The sequence below is a fragment of the Collimonas fungivorans genome (assembly GCF_001584145.1).
Lineage (GTDB): Bacteria > Pseudomonadota > Gammaproteobacteria > Burkholderiales > Burkholderiaceae_D > Collimonas > Collimonas fungivorans.
This window is the reverse complement of record NZ_CP013232.1, coordinates 2,024,991-2,042,386: the sequence shown is the minus strand read 5'-3', so window position 1 is coordinate 2,042,386 and position 17,396 is coordinate 2,024,991. Positions and strand designations below refer to the sequence as shown.

At 58.0% G+C, this 17,396-nt stretch carries 19 protein-coding genes and 2 pseudogenes; 12 read left to right on the top strand and 9 right to left on the bottom strand.

Annotation, left to right across the window (positions count from 1 at the left end):
- The first annotated feature begins 112 nt into the window (after positions 1–112).
- On the top strand, positions 113–1,261 hold the full coding sequence (locus tag CFter6_RS08730) for an acyltransferase family protein (RefSeq protein ID WP_061539599.1): 1,149 nt from the start codon (positions 113–115) through the stop codon (positions 1,259–1,261).
- On the opposite strand, the gene CFter6_RS08725 is transcribed toward CFter6_RS08730, so the two are convergent.
- Positions 1,251–1,721: a GNAT family N-acetyltransferase gene (locus CFter6_RS08725; protein WP_061539598.1), complete on the bottom strand. Its 471-nt coding sequence runs from the start codon at positions 1,719–1,721 to the stop codon at positions 1,251–1,253. The genes CFter6_RS08730 and CFter6_RS08725 overlap by 11 nt on opposite strands.
- A 210-nt stretch (positions 1,722–1,931) precedes the next feature.
- Between CFter6_RS08725 and msrA the strand changes: the two genes are divergently transcribed.
- The 8 genes from msrA (at position 1,932) to CFter6_RS08680 (ending at position 9,727) form a co-directional block, all read left to right on the top strand.
- On the top strand, positions 1,932–2,687 hold the full coding sequence (msrA, locus tag CFter6_RS08720) for a peptide-methionine (S)-S-oxide reductase MsrA (RefSeq protein WP_417924793.1): 756 nt from the start codon (positions 1,932–1,934) through the stop codon (positions 2,685–2,687).
- Positions 2,688–3,048: 361 nt separating this feature from the next.
- Positions 3,049–3,666: a CDP-diacylglycerol--serine O-phosphatidyltransferase gene (gene pssA, locus CFter6_RS08715; protein WP_061539597.1), complete on the top strand. Its 618-nt coding sequence runs from the start codon at positions 3,049–3,051 to the stop codon at positions 3,664–3,666.
- A 138-nt stretch (positions 3,667–3,804) separates the two neighbouring features.
- Positions 3,805–4,119 (top strand): hypothetical protein, encoded by a 315-nt coding sequence (locus tag CFter6_RS08710; protein WP_061539596.1) that lies wholly within the window; start codon positions 3,805–3,807, stop codon positions 4,117–4,119.
- Between the two features lie 132 nt (positions 4,120–4,251).
- Positions 4,252–4,992: a trehalose-phosphatase gene (gene otsB / locus CFter6_RS08705; protein WP_061539595.1), complete on the top strand. Its 741-nt coding sequence runs from the start codon at positions 4,252–4,254 to the stop codon at positions 4,990–4,992.
- 17 nt (positions 4,993–5,009) lie between these two features.
- Positions 5,010–6,935, top strand: coding sequence for a glycoside hydrolase family 15 protein (locus tag CFter6_RS08700; protein WP_061539594.1), 1,926 nt, complete (start codon positions 5,010–5,012; stop codon positions 6,933–6,935).
- 46 nt (positions 6,936–6,981) lie between these two features.
- Positions 6,982–8,358, top strand: a complete 1,377-nt coding sequence (gene otsA, locus CFter6_RS08695; protein WP_061539593.1) for an alpha,alpha-trehalose-phosphate synthase (UDP-forming) — start codon at positions 6,982–6,984, stop codon at positions 8,356–8,358.
- 203 nt (positions 8,359–8,561) lie between these two features.
- Complete coding sequence (locus CFter6_RS08690) at positions 8,562–8,765, top strand: cold-shock protein (RefSeq protein WP_014005464.1); 204 nt, start codon at positions 8,562–8,564, stop codon at positions 8,763–8,765.
- 350 nt (positions 8,766–9,115) lie between these two features.
- Positions 9,116–9,727, top strand: a complete 612-nt coding sequence (locus CFter6_RS08680; RefSeq protein ID WP_061539591.1) for a LysE family translocator — start codon at positions 9,116–9,118, stop codon at positions 9,725–9,727.
- A gap of 54 nt (positions 9,728–9,781) precedes the next feature.
- Here the strand turns inward: CFter6_RS08680 and CFter6_RS25965 are convergent, their stop codons facing one another.
- The 5 genes and pseudogenes from CFter6_RS25965 to CFter6_RS08665 form a co-directional block, all read right to left on the bottom strand.
- Complete coding sequence (locus tag CFter6_RS25965; RefSeq protein WP_167351372.1) at positions 9,782–9,958, bottom strand: hypothetical protein; 177 nt, start codon at positions 9,956–9,958, stop codon at positions 9,782–9,784.
- 113 nt (positions 9,959–10,071) lie between these two features.
- Positions 10,072–10,338: pseudogene (locus CFter6_RS24985) on the bottom strand (substrate-binding domain-containing protein); the annotation flags it as partial.
- An 81-nt stretch (positions 10,339–10,419) separates the two neighbouring features.
- A complete protein-coding gene (locus CFter6_RS08675) occupies positions 10,420–10,686 on the bottom strand; it encodes a DUF1488 family protein (protein ID WP_041741488.1) in 267 nt (88 codons plus the stop codon).
- A gap of 315 nt (positions 10,687–11,001) precedes the next feature.
- Positions 11,002–11,349, bottom strand: a complete 348-nt coding sequence (locus CFter6_RS08670) for a hypothetical protein (protein WP_236904577.1) — start codon at positions 11,347–11,349, stop codon at positions 11,002–11,004.
- 245 nt (positions 11,350–11,594) lie between these two features.
- On the bottom strand, positions 11,595–12,212 hold the full coding sequence (locus tag CFter6_RS08665) for a DUF1294 domain-containing protein (protein WP_061539589.1): 618 nt from the start codon (positions 12,210–12,212) through the stop codon (positions 11,595–11,597).
- 290 nt (positions 12,213–12,502) lie between these two features.
- Between CFter6_RS08665 and CFter6_RS08660 the strand changes: the two genes are divergently transcribed.
- Together CFter6_RS08660 and CFter6_RS08655 are read left to right on the top strand one after the other, a co-directional pair.
- Entirely contained in the window at positions 12,503–12,925 is a 423-nt protein-coding gene (locus CFter6_RS08660) for a hypothetical protein (protein WP_061539588.1), read from the top strand.
- Positions 12,926–13,019: 94 nt separating this feature from the next.
- Positions 13,020–13,718 carry a class I SAM-dependent methyltransferase gene (locus CFter6_RS08655; RefSeq protein ID WP_061539587.1) on the top strand — a complete coding sequence of 233 codons (699 nt, stop codon included), beginning with the start codon at positions 13,020–13,022 and terminating at the stop codon, positions 13,716–13,718.
- On the opposite strand, the gene CFter6_RS08650 is transcribed toward CFter6_RS08655, so the two are convergent.
- Positions 13,699–14,661, bottom strand: a complete 963-nt coding sequence (locus CFter6_RS08650; RefSeq protein ID WP_061539586.1) for a quinone oxidoreductase family protein — start codon at positions 14,659–14,661, stop codon at positions 13,699–13,701. The genes CFter6_RS08655 and CFter6_RS08650 overlap by 20 nt on opposite strands.
- Before the next feature lie 108 nt (positions 14,662–14,769).
- On the opposite strand from CFter6_RS08650, the gene CFter6_RS08645 reads away from it, so the two are divergent.
- Positions 14,770–15,222, top strand: a complete 453-nt coding sequence (locus CFter6_RS08645) for a MarR family winged helix-turn-helix transcriptional regulator (RefSeq protein WP_061539585.1) — start codon at positions 14,770–14,772, stop codon at positions 15,220–15,222.
- 69 nt (positions 15,223–15,291) lie between these two features.
- Here the strand turns inward: CFter6_RS08645 and CFter6_RS08640 are convergent.
- A pseudogene (locus CFter6_RS08640) lies at positions 15,292–15,737 on the bottom strand (SRPBCC family protein).
- 335 nt (positions 15,738–16,072) lie between these two features.
- Positions 16,073–17,116, bottom strand: a complete 1,044-nt coding sequence (locus tag CFter6_RS08635) for an AraC family transcriptional regulator ligand-binding domain-containing protein (RefSeq protein WP_061539584.1) — start codon at positions 17,114–17,116, stop codon at positions 16,073–16,075.
- Positions 17,117–17,396 lie beyond the last annotated feature (280 nt).

The window sequence follows — 17,396 nt, the reverse complement described above, 5'->3', positions numbered from 1 at the left end:
CGCAAATTGAGCTCCCTATCTGCGAACGCAAGCCACGCAGTTTAAGTCGCAGTTTACGTTTATGATGCTTGCCGGCCCGCAGTTCCTATCGTCCTGGAAAATGAAACCCCCAATGGCTCTTGATGACTCGCGCAACTTCAGGATAGATCTGCTCAGAGGGATTGCCATCAGCCTGGTGCTCGTCCTCCACTATCATCTGTCCTACGCGCTCACCAACAGTCCGCTGGCCTTGCTGTTTTCCAAGGAAGCCATCAAGGCGGTTGCGGTCAACGGCAACTACGGGGTGACGATGTTTTTTGCGATCTCGGGCTACCTGATCACCTCGACTGCCATCAAACGCTATGGCAGCCTCGGCGAGGTCAACCTGCGCCGCTTTTATGTCTTCCGCCTGGCGCGGATCATGCCGTGCCTGCTGGTGGCGCTTGCAGCCATCGTTATCCTGGGGCTGCTCGGGCAGCCCGCGTTCATGAATTCCGCCCAGCACGGCTGGCCGGATGTCGGCTACCCGCTAGCAGTCCTGTCTGTCCTGACCTTCTGGCACAATGTGCTGATGCAGCACGCATGGTATTTCAACTATGCGATGAATATCTACTGGTCGCTGTCGGTGGAAGAGGTGTTCTATCTTGTGTTTCCCCTGCTCTGTTTCGGCTTGAAACGCGAGTGGGCGATCGCCTCGGTATGGATCCTGGCGATTGTGATCGGCCCGGTTTACCGCAGCTTCCATGCCAGTGACGAGATCTATTTCATGTATGCCTACGCGGCCTGTTTCGACGCCGTGGCCTTTGGCTGCTGTGCTGCCTTGTTTGCGGCCAGGAATCGTTTGCAGGGGAAGGCCGGAGCGCTGATCCAGCTTGCCGCGGCCTGCCTGGTCGCCGTCACTTACCTGCGCGGCATCATCGGCCATGAGGTGTTCGGCTTCAGCCTGGTCGCGGCCGGCACCGCCGTCCTGCTGGCAGGGTCCGGCAGCCGCGCCACACCCGCCTGGCTACGGCGCAACCGGCTGCTGGCCGGGGTGCGCTGGCTCGGCAGGCACAGCTATGAGCTGTACCTGTTCCACATCATCGTACTTGGGCTGATGCGCAGCTTCATACCGCGCGGGACCATGGCTTATGGCTACAAGCTGCCGCTGCTGACCCTGTTCCTGGCGATTTCGGCGATCGTCGCCGGCCTTGTCGCCCGATTCTATTCGGAACCGGTGAACGCCTGGCTCAGGGCGGCCTTCCTGCGCGCGCCGCTGCCGCCGGCAGCGGTCAGGCCTTGAGCGTCAATTTCATCATGAGCACTTCGGCGTCCGCTTCCTCGTCGGTCGGGACAAATCCCAGGTCCAGATAAACTGCGTAAGCGGCAAGGTTATCGCGATAAACGCGCAGTGTCACGGCGTCCGCCGCAGTCGCACGGCTTGCTTCATCAATCAGCAAGCGGCATAACGCCTTGCCCATGCCTTGGCCGCGCGCCTCGGGAGCGACGATGATGCGGCACAAGTGCGCCGTTCCGGGCTGACGCAAGCGGTACTGGCCGAAGCCGAGCAAAGCGGCCTGCGCGTCGCACAGAGCGTAACTGGCGCCGTGCTCTACCGCCAGCAATTGCGGCAATGCGCCGGCGTCAAACGGATACGCCAGCTGCGGACCGGCCCAGCGCACGCAAGCCTCGGCATCGGGGATCCAGGAGGCGACGGCGGCATAATCCGCTGCAACAGGCGGCCTCAACATCAATACGGTCATACGCTCTCTTCCAGACAACAATCGAAGACACAAAATGCCTCGCAGCATGTTGCCACGGACAAATTGGCAAAGCAACATCGAGCCTGCATTTCCGCCTGGGTGTATGCTGGAACTACGCAATCTACAAAGATAAACTCCATTCTCCGTAAGGAAATCCAGGCTTTGCCGACTAAGTACCAGTGTCGCAAAAAACCGATCATATCGAAGAGGATGGATGTCATGGATAACTTATCAAGCAAAACCAGGCGGCAGGCAGTTGCCATTACCTGGGCCAAGGGATTGCTGGCGGCATGCGGGCTCGGGCTTGCCGCGCTGCTCAGCCAGAATCCGGCGCTCTCGTCAGAGACGGCGAAAGTCGTGCCGCCGCCCGCCAGCGATGAACAGCCGCCTGCCACTGCGCACACGGAGACGGCTGTCTTCGCCGGCGGTTGTTTCTGGGGCGTGCAAGGCGTGTTCCAGCATGTGCGTGGAGTGACTGACGTGGTGTCCGGTTACGCGGGCGGCAGCCGCGATACGGCCCGCTACGAGCGGGTCAGCGATGGCGACACCGGGCACGCGGAAGCAGTGCAGATCACTTACGATCCGGCCCAGGTCACTTATGGCAAGCTGCTGCAGATATTTTTCTCGGTCGCCCATGATCCGACCGAGTTGAATCGCCAAGGTCCAGACTCCGGCACCCAGTACCGCTCGGCGGTGTTTCCCGCCAACGACATGCAGCGCAACCTGGCGCAAGCGTATGTCGGCCAGATCGACAAAAGCAAAGTGTTCGGCAAAACGCTGGCGACGCGGATCGAGCCTTTCAACGGCTTCTATCCCGCCGAGTCCTATCACCAGAATTTCCTCACACGTAATCCTGGCTACCCTTACATCGTCGTCAACGACCTGCCGAAAATCGACGACCTGAAGCGCCTGTTTCCAGCCATGTACCGCGCCCAGCCGGCACTTACCAAGGTCGCATCGCGCTAGGGCCTGTTAGCACTTAATTCGGGAGTGCGAACGCGCGGCAGGCGTTACAGGCCTAGGCGCGACGACGCGGCGTAGCGGTGCTACGGCAAGGAGGCGCAACGACGGCATGTGACGCCTGCAGCCGTTCCCGGAGGGTTCCCACCAGAACGAGCGCTGGCCGCGTTGCATGGCTTGCTGGGGCATCAGCCCCAGCTGTGCCACGCGCCTTGCCAGCGCTCGTTCTGGTGGGAACGCATCTCCCGAATTAAGTGCTAACAGGCCCTAGATCAGGCATTCAGGTATGGATTGGCGCGCCGTATGTGATAAATTTGGTGCGGGCAATTGATTGCCCCACTTTTTTTATCACATCCGGATTGAATCAATGACCAGACCTAAGCCTTTTTCGATGATACGTGAATTCCATCTCGCCGATTGGTTCACGCTCAGCAACGCGTTCTGCGGCGTCGGCTCCCTGTTTTCCGTGATGACTTATCTGCAGACCCGCGAAGTGCTGCATATCCTCCTGGCCTGCAGCCTGATTCCGGCAGCCCTGGTATTTGACGTGCTGGACGGCCGCATCGCCCGCTGGCGCGCGCAAAGCTCCGCCATGGGACGCGAACTCGATTCGCTGGCCGACATCATCTCGTTTGGCGTGGCGCCGGCAATCATTGCCTATGGCTGCGGCATGCAGGGGCTGGTGGACCGCATCATCCTGGTGTTTTTTGTCGCTTGCGGCGTCTCGCGCCTGGCGCGCTACAACGTCACATCCGAAAAACTTTCGGAAGGCGGCGACAAAGTGAAATATTTCGAAGGCACGCCGATCCCCACTTCCTTGCTGCTGGTCATGGTGCTGGCGGCGGCTGCCTGGCACGGCGCCTTGGGCGAACAACTGTGGCTGGGCGTGGTGTATGTCGCCGGCTTCCAGTTCCACCCGCTAGTGCTGATGTTCGCCCTGTCCGGGGCCTTGATGGTAAGCCGCATCAGGATTCCAAAACTGTAAGCAAAGGCGCAAATGGCCAGTGCGGCCAGATAAAACCGCCGAAGGCCCCACCAGCTCGCGCAATAGGTCTACACTCTCAGTGTGGTGTTTCGCAAACCATGAAACCCACACCAGCCAGCGCAACGCGGGAGTGACATCATGACCGACATTGAACCCAAGAGCAGTTTCCGGGGGCTGCCGTTGACTCCGGAGCAAGACGCAGAAGTAAGGCACTACATTACGGTAAAAAAACGCCATGGCGAGCCGTGGGATACGGCGGAGCTGAGCGCCATGCTGAAAGACATGCTGGAGCCGCCGGGCGACGACGAGGAAGAGTTCGGCACCGGCCTGGATCCGGCCATTGCTGCCGCCGAGCGCGCGGCGGCAGCGAGCGACGATATTGTCGATCCGATCGAAGCCAGCGAAGAGCGCAATGCGGCGATGGAATCGGCAGCAATGAAAGCTCAGCTATAGCAAGCCGGGGCGGCGCATCGACAGCGCCGCCGCCCCGTTTCCCGAGCGTTTTTTCAGCCTGGCTTTGATGACAAATGATCATCTGTCACTTTTGTCATGGAACTAATCCGGCGTTCCGCCACCATACATAACATGCCTCCACAAAATCGTGACTACGACTTTGCCGCTGATGCGTTGTTTCTGGACTTCGACAATACCCTGGTCGATTTTGCCCCGCTGCCGGAAAGCGTGGTGCTGCCGCCAGACTTGATAACAACCTTGCAACGGCTCCAACATGCTGCAAACGGAGCGCTGGCCATTGTCAGCGGCCGTCCGTTAAAGCAGATCGACCATTTTCTTGCGCCCCTGCGTTTACCCGTGGCCGGCGTACACGGCGCCGAGCGCCGCAGCGCCGATGGCCGCATGACGCAACTGCAGGTGCCCGACATCGAACGCTTGCTGGCTTGCCTGCAGCCGCTGACGCAGCAGCATGCCGGACTGCTGCTGGAAGTCAAACGCGGCGCACTGGCCCTGCATTACCGGCGCGCTCCTCACCTGGAACAGATCTGCGTGCAAGCAATGAGCGAAGCCTTGGCGCACGAACAAGGATTTGCGCTATTGCGCGGCAATATGGTGGTCGAAGCCAAGGCGGCCGACGCCGACAAAGGCAAGGCGATTGCAGCTTTCATGGAAGAAGCGCCGTTTGCCGGCCGCCGGCCGCTGTTCATCGGCGACGACATTACCGATGAGGTCGGCTTTGCCTGGGTCCAGTCGGAAGCAGCCGGCGGCCTCGGCATCAAGGTAGGCCCCGGCCCCAGCCTGGCGCGCGCGCGCATCGCCAGCCCGGCCGCGGTACGCAGCATGCTGGCGCAGGTGCTGAAGCATTCACAATAATAATCGAAGGGGAAGTCATGACCAAGCCACCTACCGAAGCGTCGGCCGCCGAAACGCTGGCCGCTACGGTTGTCGCAGCGCCGGTTGCAGCAGCGCCGGTTGCAGCAGCAACGGCTGCCGCAGCGCCGGCTGCCGATGTGATTACAGCCGGCGCCATACCATCCACTTCTTCTCTCGACCTCGGCGTCGTCGGCAACTGCGCGCTGAATGCGTTGATCGACAAGCTCGGACGCGTGGTCTGGTGCTGTTTGCCCCGCTTCGACGGCGACCCGGTGTTCAACGCCTTGCTCGATCCCAGCGAAAACGGCAGCTTGTGGAGTTTCCAGCTGGAGAATTTTTCCCATAGCGAGCAATGGTATGAACCGAACACCGCGGTGCTGCATACCCGCCTGTTCGACACTCTGGGACAAGGCGTGGAAATTACCGATTTCGCCCCGCGCTTTCCCAGCCGTGGCCGTTTCTTCCGGCCGCTGACCCTGGTGCGCCGCCTGCATCCGCTGAGCGGCGCGCCGCGCCTGCGCATATTGCTGCGCCCGCGTTTCGACTGGGGCCGCGAAATACCGGTGATCACGCGCGGCAGCAACCACCTGCGATATGTCGGCTCGGAACAGACCCTGCGCCTGAATACCGACGCTCCCATCAGCTACCTGCTGGCGGAAACCTCGTTCGTGGTCAGCCGGCCTTACAACTTTCTCCTGGGGCCGGACGAAACCCTGGTCAACGGCATCGGCGACACCGCCCGCACCTTCGAACAGGAAACCCTGGCTTACTGGCGCAGCTGGAGCCGCGCCCTGGCGACGCCACTGGAATGGCAAGCCGCCGTGATCCGCGCCGCCATCACGCTCAAACTGTCCTTGTGCGAAGACACCGGCGCCATCGTCGCCGCGATGACCACCAGCGTGCCGGAAGCGCCGGGCAGCGCGCGCAATTGGGATTACCGCTTTTGCTGGCTGCGCGATGCGTTTTTTGTGGTGCGCGCACTCAACAGTTTGTCCGAACTGGGCACCATGGAAGACTACCTGCGCTGGCTCGGCAATGTCGTTGTCAGGAGCGCCGGCGGCCATATCCAGCCCCTGTACGGCATCGGCCTCGAAGAAGCACTGCCGGAAGTCACCCTGGACCACCTGCCCGGTTACCGCAACCACCAGCCGGTGCGCGTCGGCAACCAGGCTTACGAGCATTTCCAGCATGACGTCTACGGCAATATCGTGCTCGGCGCTGCACAGTCGTTCCACGACGAGCGGCTGCTGCACCGCTCCGGCGTCGAACAGTTCCAGCATCTGGAAGCTTGCGGCGAGCGCGCCTTTACCCTGTATGACCAGCCGGACGCCGGCATGTGGGAGCTGCGCACCCGTTCGCGCATCCATACTTCATCAGCGCTGATGAGCTGGGCCGCCTGCGACCGCCTGGCCAAGATCGCCAGCAAACTGGAGCTGGGAGAACGCGCCGCTTACTGGCACGAACGCGCGGCGACCATCGGCCAGCGCATCCTGAGCGAATCCTGGAATGAGGAACGCCAGGCGTATGCCGAAAGTTTCGGCGGCCGCGACCTCGACGCCAGCGTGCTGCTGATGGTGGAAGTCGGCCTGGTCGCGCCGACCGACCAGCGTTTCATCGCCACCGTCGACGCCCTGGAAAAATATCTGTGCGACGGCCCTTACATGCGGCGCTACGAAGCACCCGACGATTTCGGCCGGCCGGAAACGGCATTCAATATCTGCACCTTCTGGCGCATCGACGCGCTGGCGCGCATAGGCCGCAAAGAACAGGCGCGCGAGATTTTCGAGACCATGCTGGCTACCCGCAACCATCTCGGCCTGCTGTCCGAAGACACCCATCCGGTCACCGGCGAAATGTGGGGCAACTTCCCCCAGACCTATTCCATGGTTGGCATCATCAACTGCGCCATGCGCCTTTCCGCAGCCTGGGAGAGCGCCATCTGAACGCGATTGCAAAACACCTCATCCACAACAAGAAAGGAATCTGCCCATGTCCCGGCTGGTCGTAGTATCCAACCGACTCGCTGATCCGCGCAAACCCGCGGCAGGAGGTCTGGCGGTGGCGCTAGGCGAAACCCTCAAGAAAACCGGCGGCCTGTGGTTCGGCTGGAGCGGTACGGTGGTCAAGGACGGCACTCCCGGCGAGGGAGAACTGCGCGTGCACCAGGCCGGCCAAGTGACGCTGGCCGAAATGGACCTGTGCCAGGAAGACCATGACGCCTATTACCGCGGCTACGCCAACGGCGTGCTGTGGCCGATCTTCCATTACCGGCTCGACCTGGCCAACCTGGAGTCCGGCTACCTGAGCGGCTATCGCCGCGTCAACCATCTGTTCGCGCGCAAGCTGATGCCGCTGCTGAAGCCGGACGACATGATCTGGATCCACGACTACCACCTGATCCCGCTGGCAGCCGAACTGCGCGCCATGGGCTGCGGCAACAAGATCGGCTTCTTTTTGCACATCCCGCTGCCGCCGCAACAGATCCTGGCGGCGATCCCGTCCCATGAATGGCTGATGCGTGCCCTGTTCGCCTACGACCTCGTGGGTTTCCAGAGCGAGGCCGACCTGCTGAATTTCGCTCACTACGTGAAAGCCGAAGCCACCGCGGAAACCGTCGGCGTCGGCCAGTTCCGCGCCTTCAACAGCACGGTGCAAGCCGGTGCGTTTCCGATCGGGATCGACATCGACGACTTCCATCGCTTGGGGCGGGCGCGCGAATCGCAGGAAACCTATGAAACCACTTGCCGCGAATATTCGCGCCGGCGGCTACTGATCGGGGTTGACCGCCTCGATTATTCAAAAGGACTGCCGCAGCGCATCCGCGCCTTCGGCGAACTGCTCAATGAATATCCCGAGAACCGGCACAGCGCGACCTTGCTGCAGATAGCTGCGCCCAGCCGCGAAGATGTCGACGCCTACAGCGACATCCAGCATGAGCTGGAAAGCCTGTGCGGCGCCATCAACGGCAACTACGGCGACCTCGACTGGATGCCGATACGCTATATCCATCGCGCGGTGGCGCGGCGCCGGCTGCCAGGTTTATACCAGGCTTGCGACGTGGCGCTGGTAACGCCGCTGCGCGACGGCATGAACCTGGTCGCCAAGGAATTCATCGCGGCGCAGGATGCCGCCGATCCGGGAGTACTGGTGCTGTCGCGTTTTGCCGGCGCCGCCGAACAGTTGAAGGAAGCGCTGCTGGTCAATCCCTATGACATCCCGGGCACGGCGCAAGCCATCCAGCGCGCCCTGCAAATGCCACTGGCGGAGCGCCAGGCGCGCCATGCGGCGCTGCTGGAGAACGTGCGCAAATACGATGTGCACTGGTGGTGCGGGCAGTTTCTGGAAGCATTGGCGAACGTTCGCTAAGGGATGGCAGATATCAAATAGCTGGATATCTGTATTATTTCGGCAACTCTCTTGGCAAAAACAGAAATTTAGGAGGATACTTATCGATGCCGGGACGCACCCTGTTTTCGGCCCGACCCGCGGCGCTATGTTAATTAACGTACAGAAGCATTTTCCTGGCGCTACTAACCTTGGCCCGTAGCTAACACATTTGAAAGATCATTATGGCAACAGGTACTGTTAAGTGGTTCAACGACTCCAAAGGTTTCGGTTTCATTACGCCGGACGATGGTGGCGAAGACTTGTTCGCGCATTTCTCCGCGATCAACATGGAAGGTTTCAAGACGCTCAAAGAAGGCCAGAAAGTGACATTCGATGTTACCCAAGGCCCGAAAGGCAAGCAGGCATCCAACATTCAAAATCCCTGAAACTCGATTACGAGTGTTAGACCTCGAAAGCTGTCCTGCAGCTTTCGAATAAAATACCTGGCGTCGCAAGACTTGCCTGCACAAAGCTGGACGGTGTCATCTGGTTTCGCCAGCATGGGGACCGGCCAGTAAAGTCCAGGCATGGCGCGCAGCAAACATGACTGGAAGCCGTGACTCGCTGCCGTTGCCGGCTTGTGCGTCAGTGCATTTTCCCCCGCATTGCCCTCCTCCCATTGCCCTCCTCCTTCTCCCGCGGCTGCTCCCCGGATTCCAAACCGGTTTTCAATGATAGACTTTGCAATCGCGACTAGCCATCCACCCTGCAAGCTCAAACCATTGAGGGCAAGCCCATGACGCTCGGATTCCTGCTGACGACCTTGATCATTGTCGCATCGCCCGGCACCGGGGTGATCTACACCTTGTCTGCCGGCCTGTCGCGCGGAGCTAAAGCCAGCGTCCTGGCTGCCTTCAGCTGCACGCTGGGCATCCTGCCGCACCTCGGCGCCGCCATCTTCGGACTGGCGGCGATCCTGCACGCCAGCGCGCTCGCCTTCAACGCCATCAAATATGCGGGCATCACCTATCTGCTGTTCATGGCCTGGAACTCCCTGCGCGAAAAAGGCGCATTGCGGGTCGACCAGGTCCAGGACCAACGCTCGGACCTGCGCGTGATCATCGATGGCATCCTCATCAACATCCTCAATCCCAAGCTATCGATTTTCTTCGTCGCGTTCTTGCCGCAGTTCGTCAGCCCCCAGGAAGCGCACCCGCTGCTGCGCATGCTGGAGCTGTCCGGCACTTTCATGCTGGCCACTTTCGTCATTTTTTCGGGCTATGGCGTGTTTGCCGCAGTCATGCGCGACCGCGTAGTGTCGCGGCCGAATGTCATGGCCTGGATGCGGCGCAGTTTTGCAGCGGCGTTCGGCGCCTTGGCGGTCAAGCTGGCGTTGACCGAAAGATGAAAAAATCGTCCCAGCAGCGCCAGGTCACAATGGCAAGCTACCCACCCTCGCGATTCATTTTCTGGATTTGACGTATTGCAGCTCGCAGGTTTGCGTCGTCTGGTCCTTGAGGAAAAGTTCGTTACCGCTGGTGCATGACTCCATCCATGTGCGCTTGTCGTAGGTAAGGCCCAGGAATATGGCGACTGCGATGATGGCGCAGCCTATGACTATAGCGATCGGTAATTTCATATGGTTCAGATAGAGATATTGGTCGGCAGATCAGACATGGTAATCGATTGCCGCCGCTGCCTACGAATGAATATTCGATGAATGCCGACCGCAAAGGTGGTGATGCTCTGGACCTGCTTGATCAGGTCATCCAGGGCATAGCCGACCATGATCACCACATCCGCCGGCTCGCCCCGCTACAAGCGGTTGGGAATCGCTTCCGGCGCCTTGCCCATTGACGGCCCCCAGGCGGTTATCAGCACATGGCCGGCAGCCGCTTCGAATTTTGGCTGCAGGGTTTTGTAGGCGGCAGTGAAACCGCCCGAGTTCATCACATCGATTTCATCCGCTTGCGCCGCACCCGCGCACAAAACGAGGCTGACCGCGCAGAGAGCGATCAGCCTGGATATGACTGGTTTGATATGCAGGCTAGGCCATCCGCTGTTCCGGTTGTATACCGGCTTGCAATAATGAAGGATTGTCTAATCGTTAAAATCGTCTGCCAACAGTGTAACGCCGTTGCGGCGTCCCGTCGCCCTGAGCTTGTGGGCAAGCGCTATCTGGATCTCGACCTTGTGGCCGCGGTAAGTCGCCAGCCGGTCTTCCGGCTGCGGCCCGGCATAGAATTTATTATCCAGGCATTCCTTGGTGACATTGCATTTTGTCAGCTTGTTATCGATTACGACTGGAATGATGACGCTGTTGGAATTGGGATCGTGAACTATTGCACCGAGAAAGGAAATTCGCATTTTCTTCTCTCCTGAAAATAGGTGGTAAAACCAGCATTCCCATCTCAGTATTGGACATTAACAACCGCGCCTGCCCTGAAGCCACACGGACGCCTGCGATGGAGCTGATGGAATAAGACATCACGCCCGTTTCGCAAGTTCAAAATTCCATGCATTTAGCAGCGTCTGAATGCATGAAAACTGATGCATTGAACATTTAGCAATGAAACATCCAGACCACACAAGCAGCAAACAGCGCGGCATGGTTTTGGCCGGCCTGGAAATACCCGTGATTGCCGCCAAGCCGGCCCATTTCAATTCGCCGCGGCGGCACGCCTATTTGCGATCCGGCACGGTCAGCTCGCGCAGCACGCCGCCTTCAAGCAGGCTGCCGGTGGTCGTGCCTTCGCCCGCTATGCGACGCTGGCAAGCGTCGCGGTCATCGGCCGGCAAGGCATTGCACCTCAACAGAGCATTCCTCTGATCGGCCGCCTGATCGTCGCCGAGACGGCCTCTTTTCGACTCTTGCAAAGCCGCGCCGGCTTCGCGCAGGCAAGTTGCGCGCGCCTGGTTCGATTGCCCGTTCAGGCAGGCCGCCCGTTCCGCCTGGTAGCGCGCATTCGCATCTTGCGGATTGCCGGCGGCCGTTGCGGCCAGCGAGGCGCCAGAGATAAAAAGCGCCATGGCCAGTTGCCGCATTGCCTTGCAAGCAATAAATATGGATAGGGAAAAATTTCGCTTGGCTGACATGATAGTCTCCGATCTAAAATTTGAATCTATCGGAAACCTTCACGGCCGTATGTGCGATACCGAGCATTGCAAACATATTGCTCTCTCGCCAACGACATCTTAGTTCGTCTGCGCAATATCATGTATCAGGCCCAAATTCATCAGGCCCAAATTCAAAGTGAAAATCGACAATCCTTGGATCACGCCGCCAGGGCAATGGCGGATCGCAAAAAACCGGCGCCAGGCTTTGTCAAAATCCAGCCGAGCGCACAGCAATTCAGGATGATGGTGATCCAGAATACTGCCTGGAATTCTTCTTTCTTCGATTTGTGGCGCATGATTTTCTGGGCCAGGAAAGCGCCCGGCCAGCCGCCGGCAAGTCCCAGCAGGTGCAGCGTGCTCTCCTTGGTTCGCCATCGTTTGTTCTGCGCGGCGTCCTTGTCGAATGCATACGCAAGAAAGGCAATGACGCTTGCCGCAAGATAGAGGACAGGCACTGCCAGCGGAATCCACGCCGTCAATGCGGCCGCCAGCAAGAAACAGAAGAACAGAGCGATAAAGACAAAGCCGAACCACCTGGTTCCTGAGGAAGCCGCCGACACAGCCCTCTCGCCGGCAAACCTGATTTCGTCGGCACGAAAACGCCCCTTCTCGTCCATGATCAACTCATAGGTAATGAGATCGCCTTCAGCCGGGCGACGCGAACGGCTGGCGAAGGCCTTGACATGCACAAAAGCTTTTTCCTTGCGACCGTTCGGGATGACAAAACCAAAACCCTGGTCATCTTTCCAATTGGCGATTTTTCCCTGGTAACGCATGACGGTTCATTTCACTTCGAGCATTAAGATCGACTGATCCAAAAGGCTATTGCGCGGCTTTTCCCAGGCATTGCCAAGCGGCGATCATTGCAGGAAACAGTATTTTTTGCAAATGAGGAATATCGTCAATTTCTCACAAACTATCCCCTGCGCGACGGTACATTCGAGCCACAACAGCTAATGATCTTGATGAGATCAAGCCTGGCGACTCGCGTAAACTATTTTGGTAAAAAATGCGCTATCGGTTATGCTGCAAATTACTTTATGACAATCAATTGTTTGGAGTAAAAATGAAAAACACATTGCTTGCACTCTCGGTACTCATTTCGGCCGGCGGCTGCGCCACTGTCACGGCCCCTATCAACAATGCCCGGTCGGTGCCGATGGAACGCGTATTCCGCGCCGATGCGCTGCCGCTGGCGAACAGCGCCCGCGCGGTGTTTGTGAGAGATGCCGGATCTTCTGGCCCCGGCGTATATCAGCATCTCTACATAGACGGCAAAAAAGCGGCCTCACTGAATCCCGGCGAGAAAGTGGAATTCATGCTCACGCCAGGCAAGCATGTTTTCGGCGCGGCGCCAACCGATCCGTTTGACATGCGCTCCCTGAATGCCATAGACCAGGACCTCAAGGCCGACAAAAGCTACTTCTACCGCATCCAGATGGACGGCGACTCCTCCCGGACCGCGCGATTCATACCTGATTACCAATAGGACGACGAGTAGCAGGCATTGTCCTTGACACATCGGATATTATGTAACAACATATGTTGCATGAATAAAACCAGCCATTTCTCGGACGCGCTCCATGTCCAATAATACCGACTCTGCGTTTTCCGGAAGCACCGTGGATTCTTATAACGAAGGTCCGCCACGGCAGGTTCCGGGCTATTCCAGCCTGCATCGCATGGTGTCTCTTTTACTCGCCGAGCACATGCCTGCCGACGGACGCGTGCTGGTCTTGGGAGCCGGCGGCGGCCAGGAAATCAAGGCACTGGCGGAAGCGCATCCAGGATGGTCATTCGATGGCGTCGACCCCTCGGCCGACATGCTGCGGTTGGCCAGGCGGGTGACTAGTTCACACGATGCGCGGGTGCGTTTGCATGAGGGTTACATCGGCAGCGCACCGGAGGAGCTTTTCGACGCCGCCACATGCATATTGACCTTCCATTTCATTTCACGCGAACAGCGTCTCGAAACCCTGAAAGAACTGCGGCGCCGATTGAAAGATGGTGCGCCGTTCATCGTGGTCCACCTGAGCTTCCCGCAGACTGAGCCCGAGCGGTCGAAATGGATAGCTCGCCATGTCGCCTATGGCCTCCCCGATGGAGCAGGCCCGGCCCATGCGCAAGCCACCCGAGAAGCAATCAGCAGCAAGCTGTCAGTCCTGTCGCCAGAGGAAGATGTGGCGATGCTTGAAGCTGCCGGATTTTCGGATATCAGCCTTTTCTACGCCGGCTTGAGCATCAAAGGCTGGGTGGCATATGCTACCGGAGTCCAGTCGTAAATACAGTCCGGGCCGAGCTTTCATCGCCTAACCAGTGATCTGCTACCTGGGACAGCGGGACCGGCCTGATTGCGATCTTGAAGCCGCCCGGGATCGTGGCCTTGAGCAGCTGCTCAATCGCATCGAAGATGCGCGGCATCGGAATGCTGCCCAAGCCACTGCCCATGAGTTCGATGGACGATGATCGAAGCGCCGCACCTGGAAGCGTAATGTTTGGCCCGCTAACCGCGCCAATCTGAACAAAGCGGACCGGGACCGCCTCCGGCGCCGCCTTGGCGCCGGACACCAGCAGCAGCTCTGCGCTCTGCCCCCACAGATAGTCGAGAATGACGTCAATGCCATCGCGGAACTGCGCTTGGAATTCGCTTTCGAGCGCCTCCTGGTCTTGCGCAAGGCTGATCGTCACGTCGGCACCAAGCGCTCGCAGAGATTGCAGGGCTTCCGCATTGCGGCCGGTAGCTATGACTTTGCCGGCGCCCAGATGCTTTGCAATTTGCACTGCAAGACGACCCGAGACACCTGTCGCACCATTGATCAGCACGGTTTCTCCCTTGACCAGCTTGGCACGTTCAAGCAAGGCGGCCCATGACGACATTCCCGGAATCGCGATTGCCGCTGCCGTCACATCGTCCAGCGCCGCTGGCAAAGGAATACAATGCGTCTCCTTGACAACACAGTACTCAGCCATGCCGCCAAAGGGCGCTTCCGGCAGCACGAAATAGACGCGTGTTCCGTCTTCGCGAATGCCGGTGCCGTCGACGCCGGGCACAAGAGGAAACTTCCCGCTGGAGCTATAGTGCTTGCCCGATGCCCGGTTTTTCGTGAGATGGCTCAGAGCGGACGCTGTAACCGCGATGCGCACCGTGCCTTCAGTAACGGCCGGCTCGGCGAAGTCGGCGTAAACCGGCGTTGTGCCGGGCTCTTGAACGAGTGCTGCTTTCATATCCGTTCTCCTTGGTAAAGTGTCTGGGTATCGGCGTCATCCGGGATTGGGCAACCCCAATATGCGTGTATTATACACATAATTAAAATCGGTAAGGAGTTGAGTTTCATGAAAAAAGAAATCCGCGAATTGCGCGAAGCTATGCTGGACCTCGCGGGCGTGCTGAACCGCCCCCAACCCGATAGCGCGCTTATTGAAGCCGCGGGAGTCGACCTCGACCGCGCACTTTTTCCACTGCTTGTCCGCATCGACCGGCTAGGGCCGATTGGCATCGTTGAACTGGCGGAACTGGCCGGACGGGACCACAGTACGGTCAGCCGGCAGATAACAAAGCTGGAGGGGCTGGGACTGGTCGCCCGCTGCCCAAGTCCCGAGGACGGCCGGGTTCGCGCAGCGATCATCACGGATCAAGGGCGGACCATGACAGCGGCGCTGGATGCTGCACGCCAGAAGATCATTCATGACCTGCTTGCAGGCTGGGAAACCGAAGACGTGCGCAACTTGTCTCGCCTGCTTCGCAAGTTTGCCGATGGCGCCATGGATTGGGCCAGAACTTTGTAGAAAAGCCGGCGGCGCCAATGCCGGAGGAACATGGCATCCGCCGCGCCCAGGCATCGGCTCGCCAAATGATTACTCTGGAATCTCAGCCTCAACCAATTGCGCGAGAAGAGTGAGCGACTCCTGCCACCCGAGATAACAAGCCTCAGCCGGAATCACTTCCGGTATGCCCTCTTGCACGATATTCACTTCAGTGCCGCAAAAGACCTTCCGTAAAGAAATCGTCGTCTGCATTTCCCCGGCAAATTAGGGTCGTCGAATTTGTCCGTGTGCCGGATTTTTTCGTTGGGTATCAGCTCGAGATACTCTCCGCCAAAGGATTGGCTATTTTTCGTGGAGAAGTTCGTAAACGACATTTTATAAGTGCCGCCGACTTTGGCATCAATATGATGGACCTTGCCCGTGAAGCCATGCGGCGGCAGCCATTTAGCCATCGCGTCGGCGTCAAGAAACGCTCGGTAGATTCTCTCCGGAGGCGCCCGGAGCACACGGTGAAAACGAACTGTGTTGGTAGCCATGATTGCTTTGCCTTTCTCTGCGATGTGATGTGATGAGTAACTTCGAATGGACAAATGATTGGCAGATTTGACCCCGCAGCTGTTTTTACGGAATCCTTTGAACCCATCTATGCCCTTGAATACTCAAAAGCGACGGTCCCCATGTGTCCGATAAAACAGCGTAGATCAGTGCTAAACGACGATATCTTTTAATGAAATCTTATTACTTAATATCAATAAAAATCAAGCCGCACAATGATGAAAAACAATGGCGTCTCTTAACGAGAACAGGTCGCTGTGGTGATGCCGGGATTTGCAAGGATTGGACATAACAATAATAACATTCTGTTGTGCATTTACCTTTCCTTTCGATGCCCGTGTAAAAGTTGCTGCTGCCGTTCATGAGGAGTCTGTCCGGTCCAGCGTCGGAACGCTCGGTTGAAAGTACTTTGCTCGGAATAGCCAAGTAATTGCGCAATTTCGCTCAGCCGCAGGCGAGGATCCGATAAATAATGTTCAGCTAGATGCTTGCGTATATTTTCAAGCAATGCCCGATAATTTAATCCCTCTTCGTCCAGGCGGCGCCGAAGAGTGCGTGCAGTCATATTCAGTTCGTGAGCTACCTGTTCCAACTCAGGTCTTCCATCGTGAATCAACCGGACAATGGATTGCCGGACAAGTTGTTCGATATTATTGGTTTGAGGCAGCTCCAATAACATCGCATCGGCTAGCTGCTCAAGCATTTGCAGCAACATTTCGTCCGGCTGATGTATTCTTGTAGCCAGATGCCATAAGCTGGCGCGTATCGAATTCACTGGCTGCTCGAATAACACAGGACAGCCAAAAAAATCGATATAAGGCTGGATATCCGGCGGCGTCTTGTTAATAAAACAGACCTGTGACGGTGAGATAGGCTTGCTTGAAATATTCCTGACAAACTGTACGAAGCTTGCAATCGCACATTCGTCCACAAGCGGTCCATGATAATAACCAGGCTCCGCTTCCCAGGTAAGAGTCAGATCAGAACCTTGAACACCAATATGAAGCTTGCTGGTTTCATATACTAAACGATGATAATCTTTCAACCTTATCAGGGCATTAGCCAAGTATCGGCAGGATGAAAAGATATATCCCATTACTCCCAAATGAGTAGCCGTGATATTGCCGCCTAGCCGCAGGCCCAAAAGAGGATCATTCAATCGGTCGGAAGCAAGCTGCAGCATCGCCCGCCACTGTTGCATCGGATAGCGCCGCAGGCCGCGATCGAATGGCTCAGGGGCGGGGATGCCAAGGAGGGCAACAGGGTCTATATCCTGTTTCTTCAGATATTCAAACAGCAAGCGCACCAACCCGCTTGGCGCGAATCCTTTTATTACATCCGGCTGGGGAAATTTCTGCATAGGCTAGTAATGGCTGCTTGCCCAACGACAGGGATTGTTTTCGCACCTCTGCTCATCGCTTATTTCCCGCTCGCGGCAAGCTTTGGGCATATCTTGCCGGGCCGGGCAGGAAAGGCGTCGCCTTGCGCTGCGCGCTATCGCGCAGAAAACCACCCCAACTCGCATCAAATTTCCTGCCTCCGTTTTTCATACATCTGCGATGCCCGGCATCAAAAACCATCGCTAGCGATGCCGCCCAAAAAAACAAAATCCGGTTGAGGTAACTGGGTTAACAAAAAAA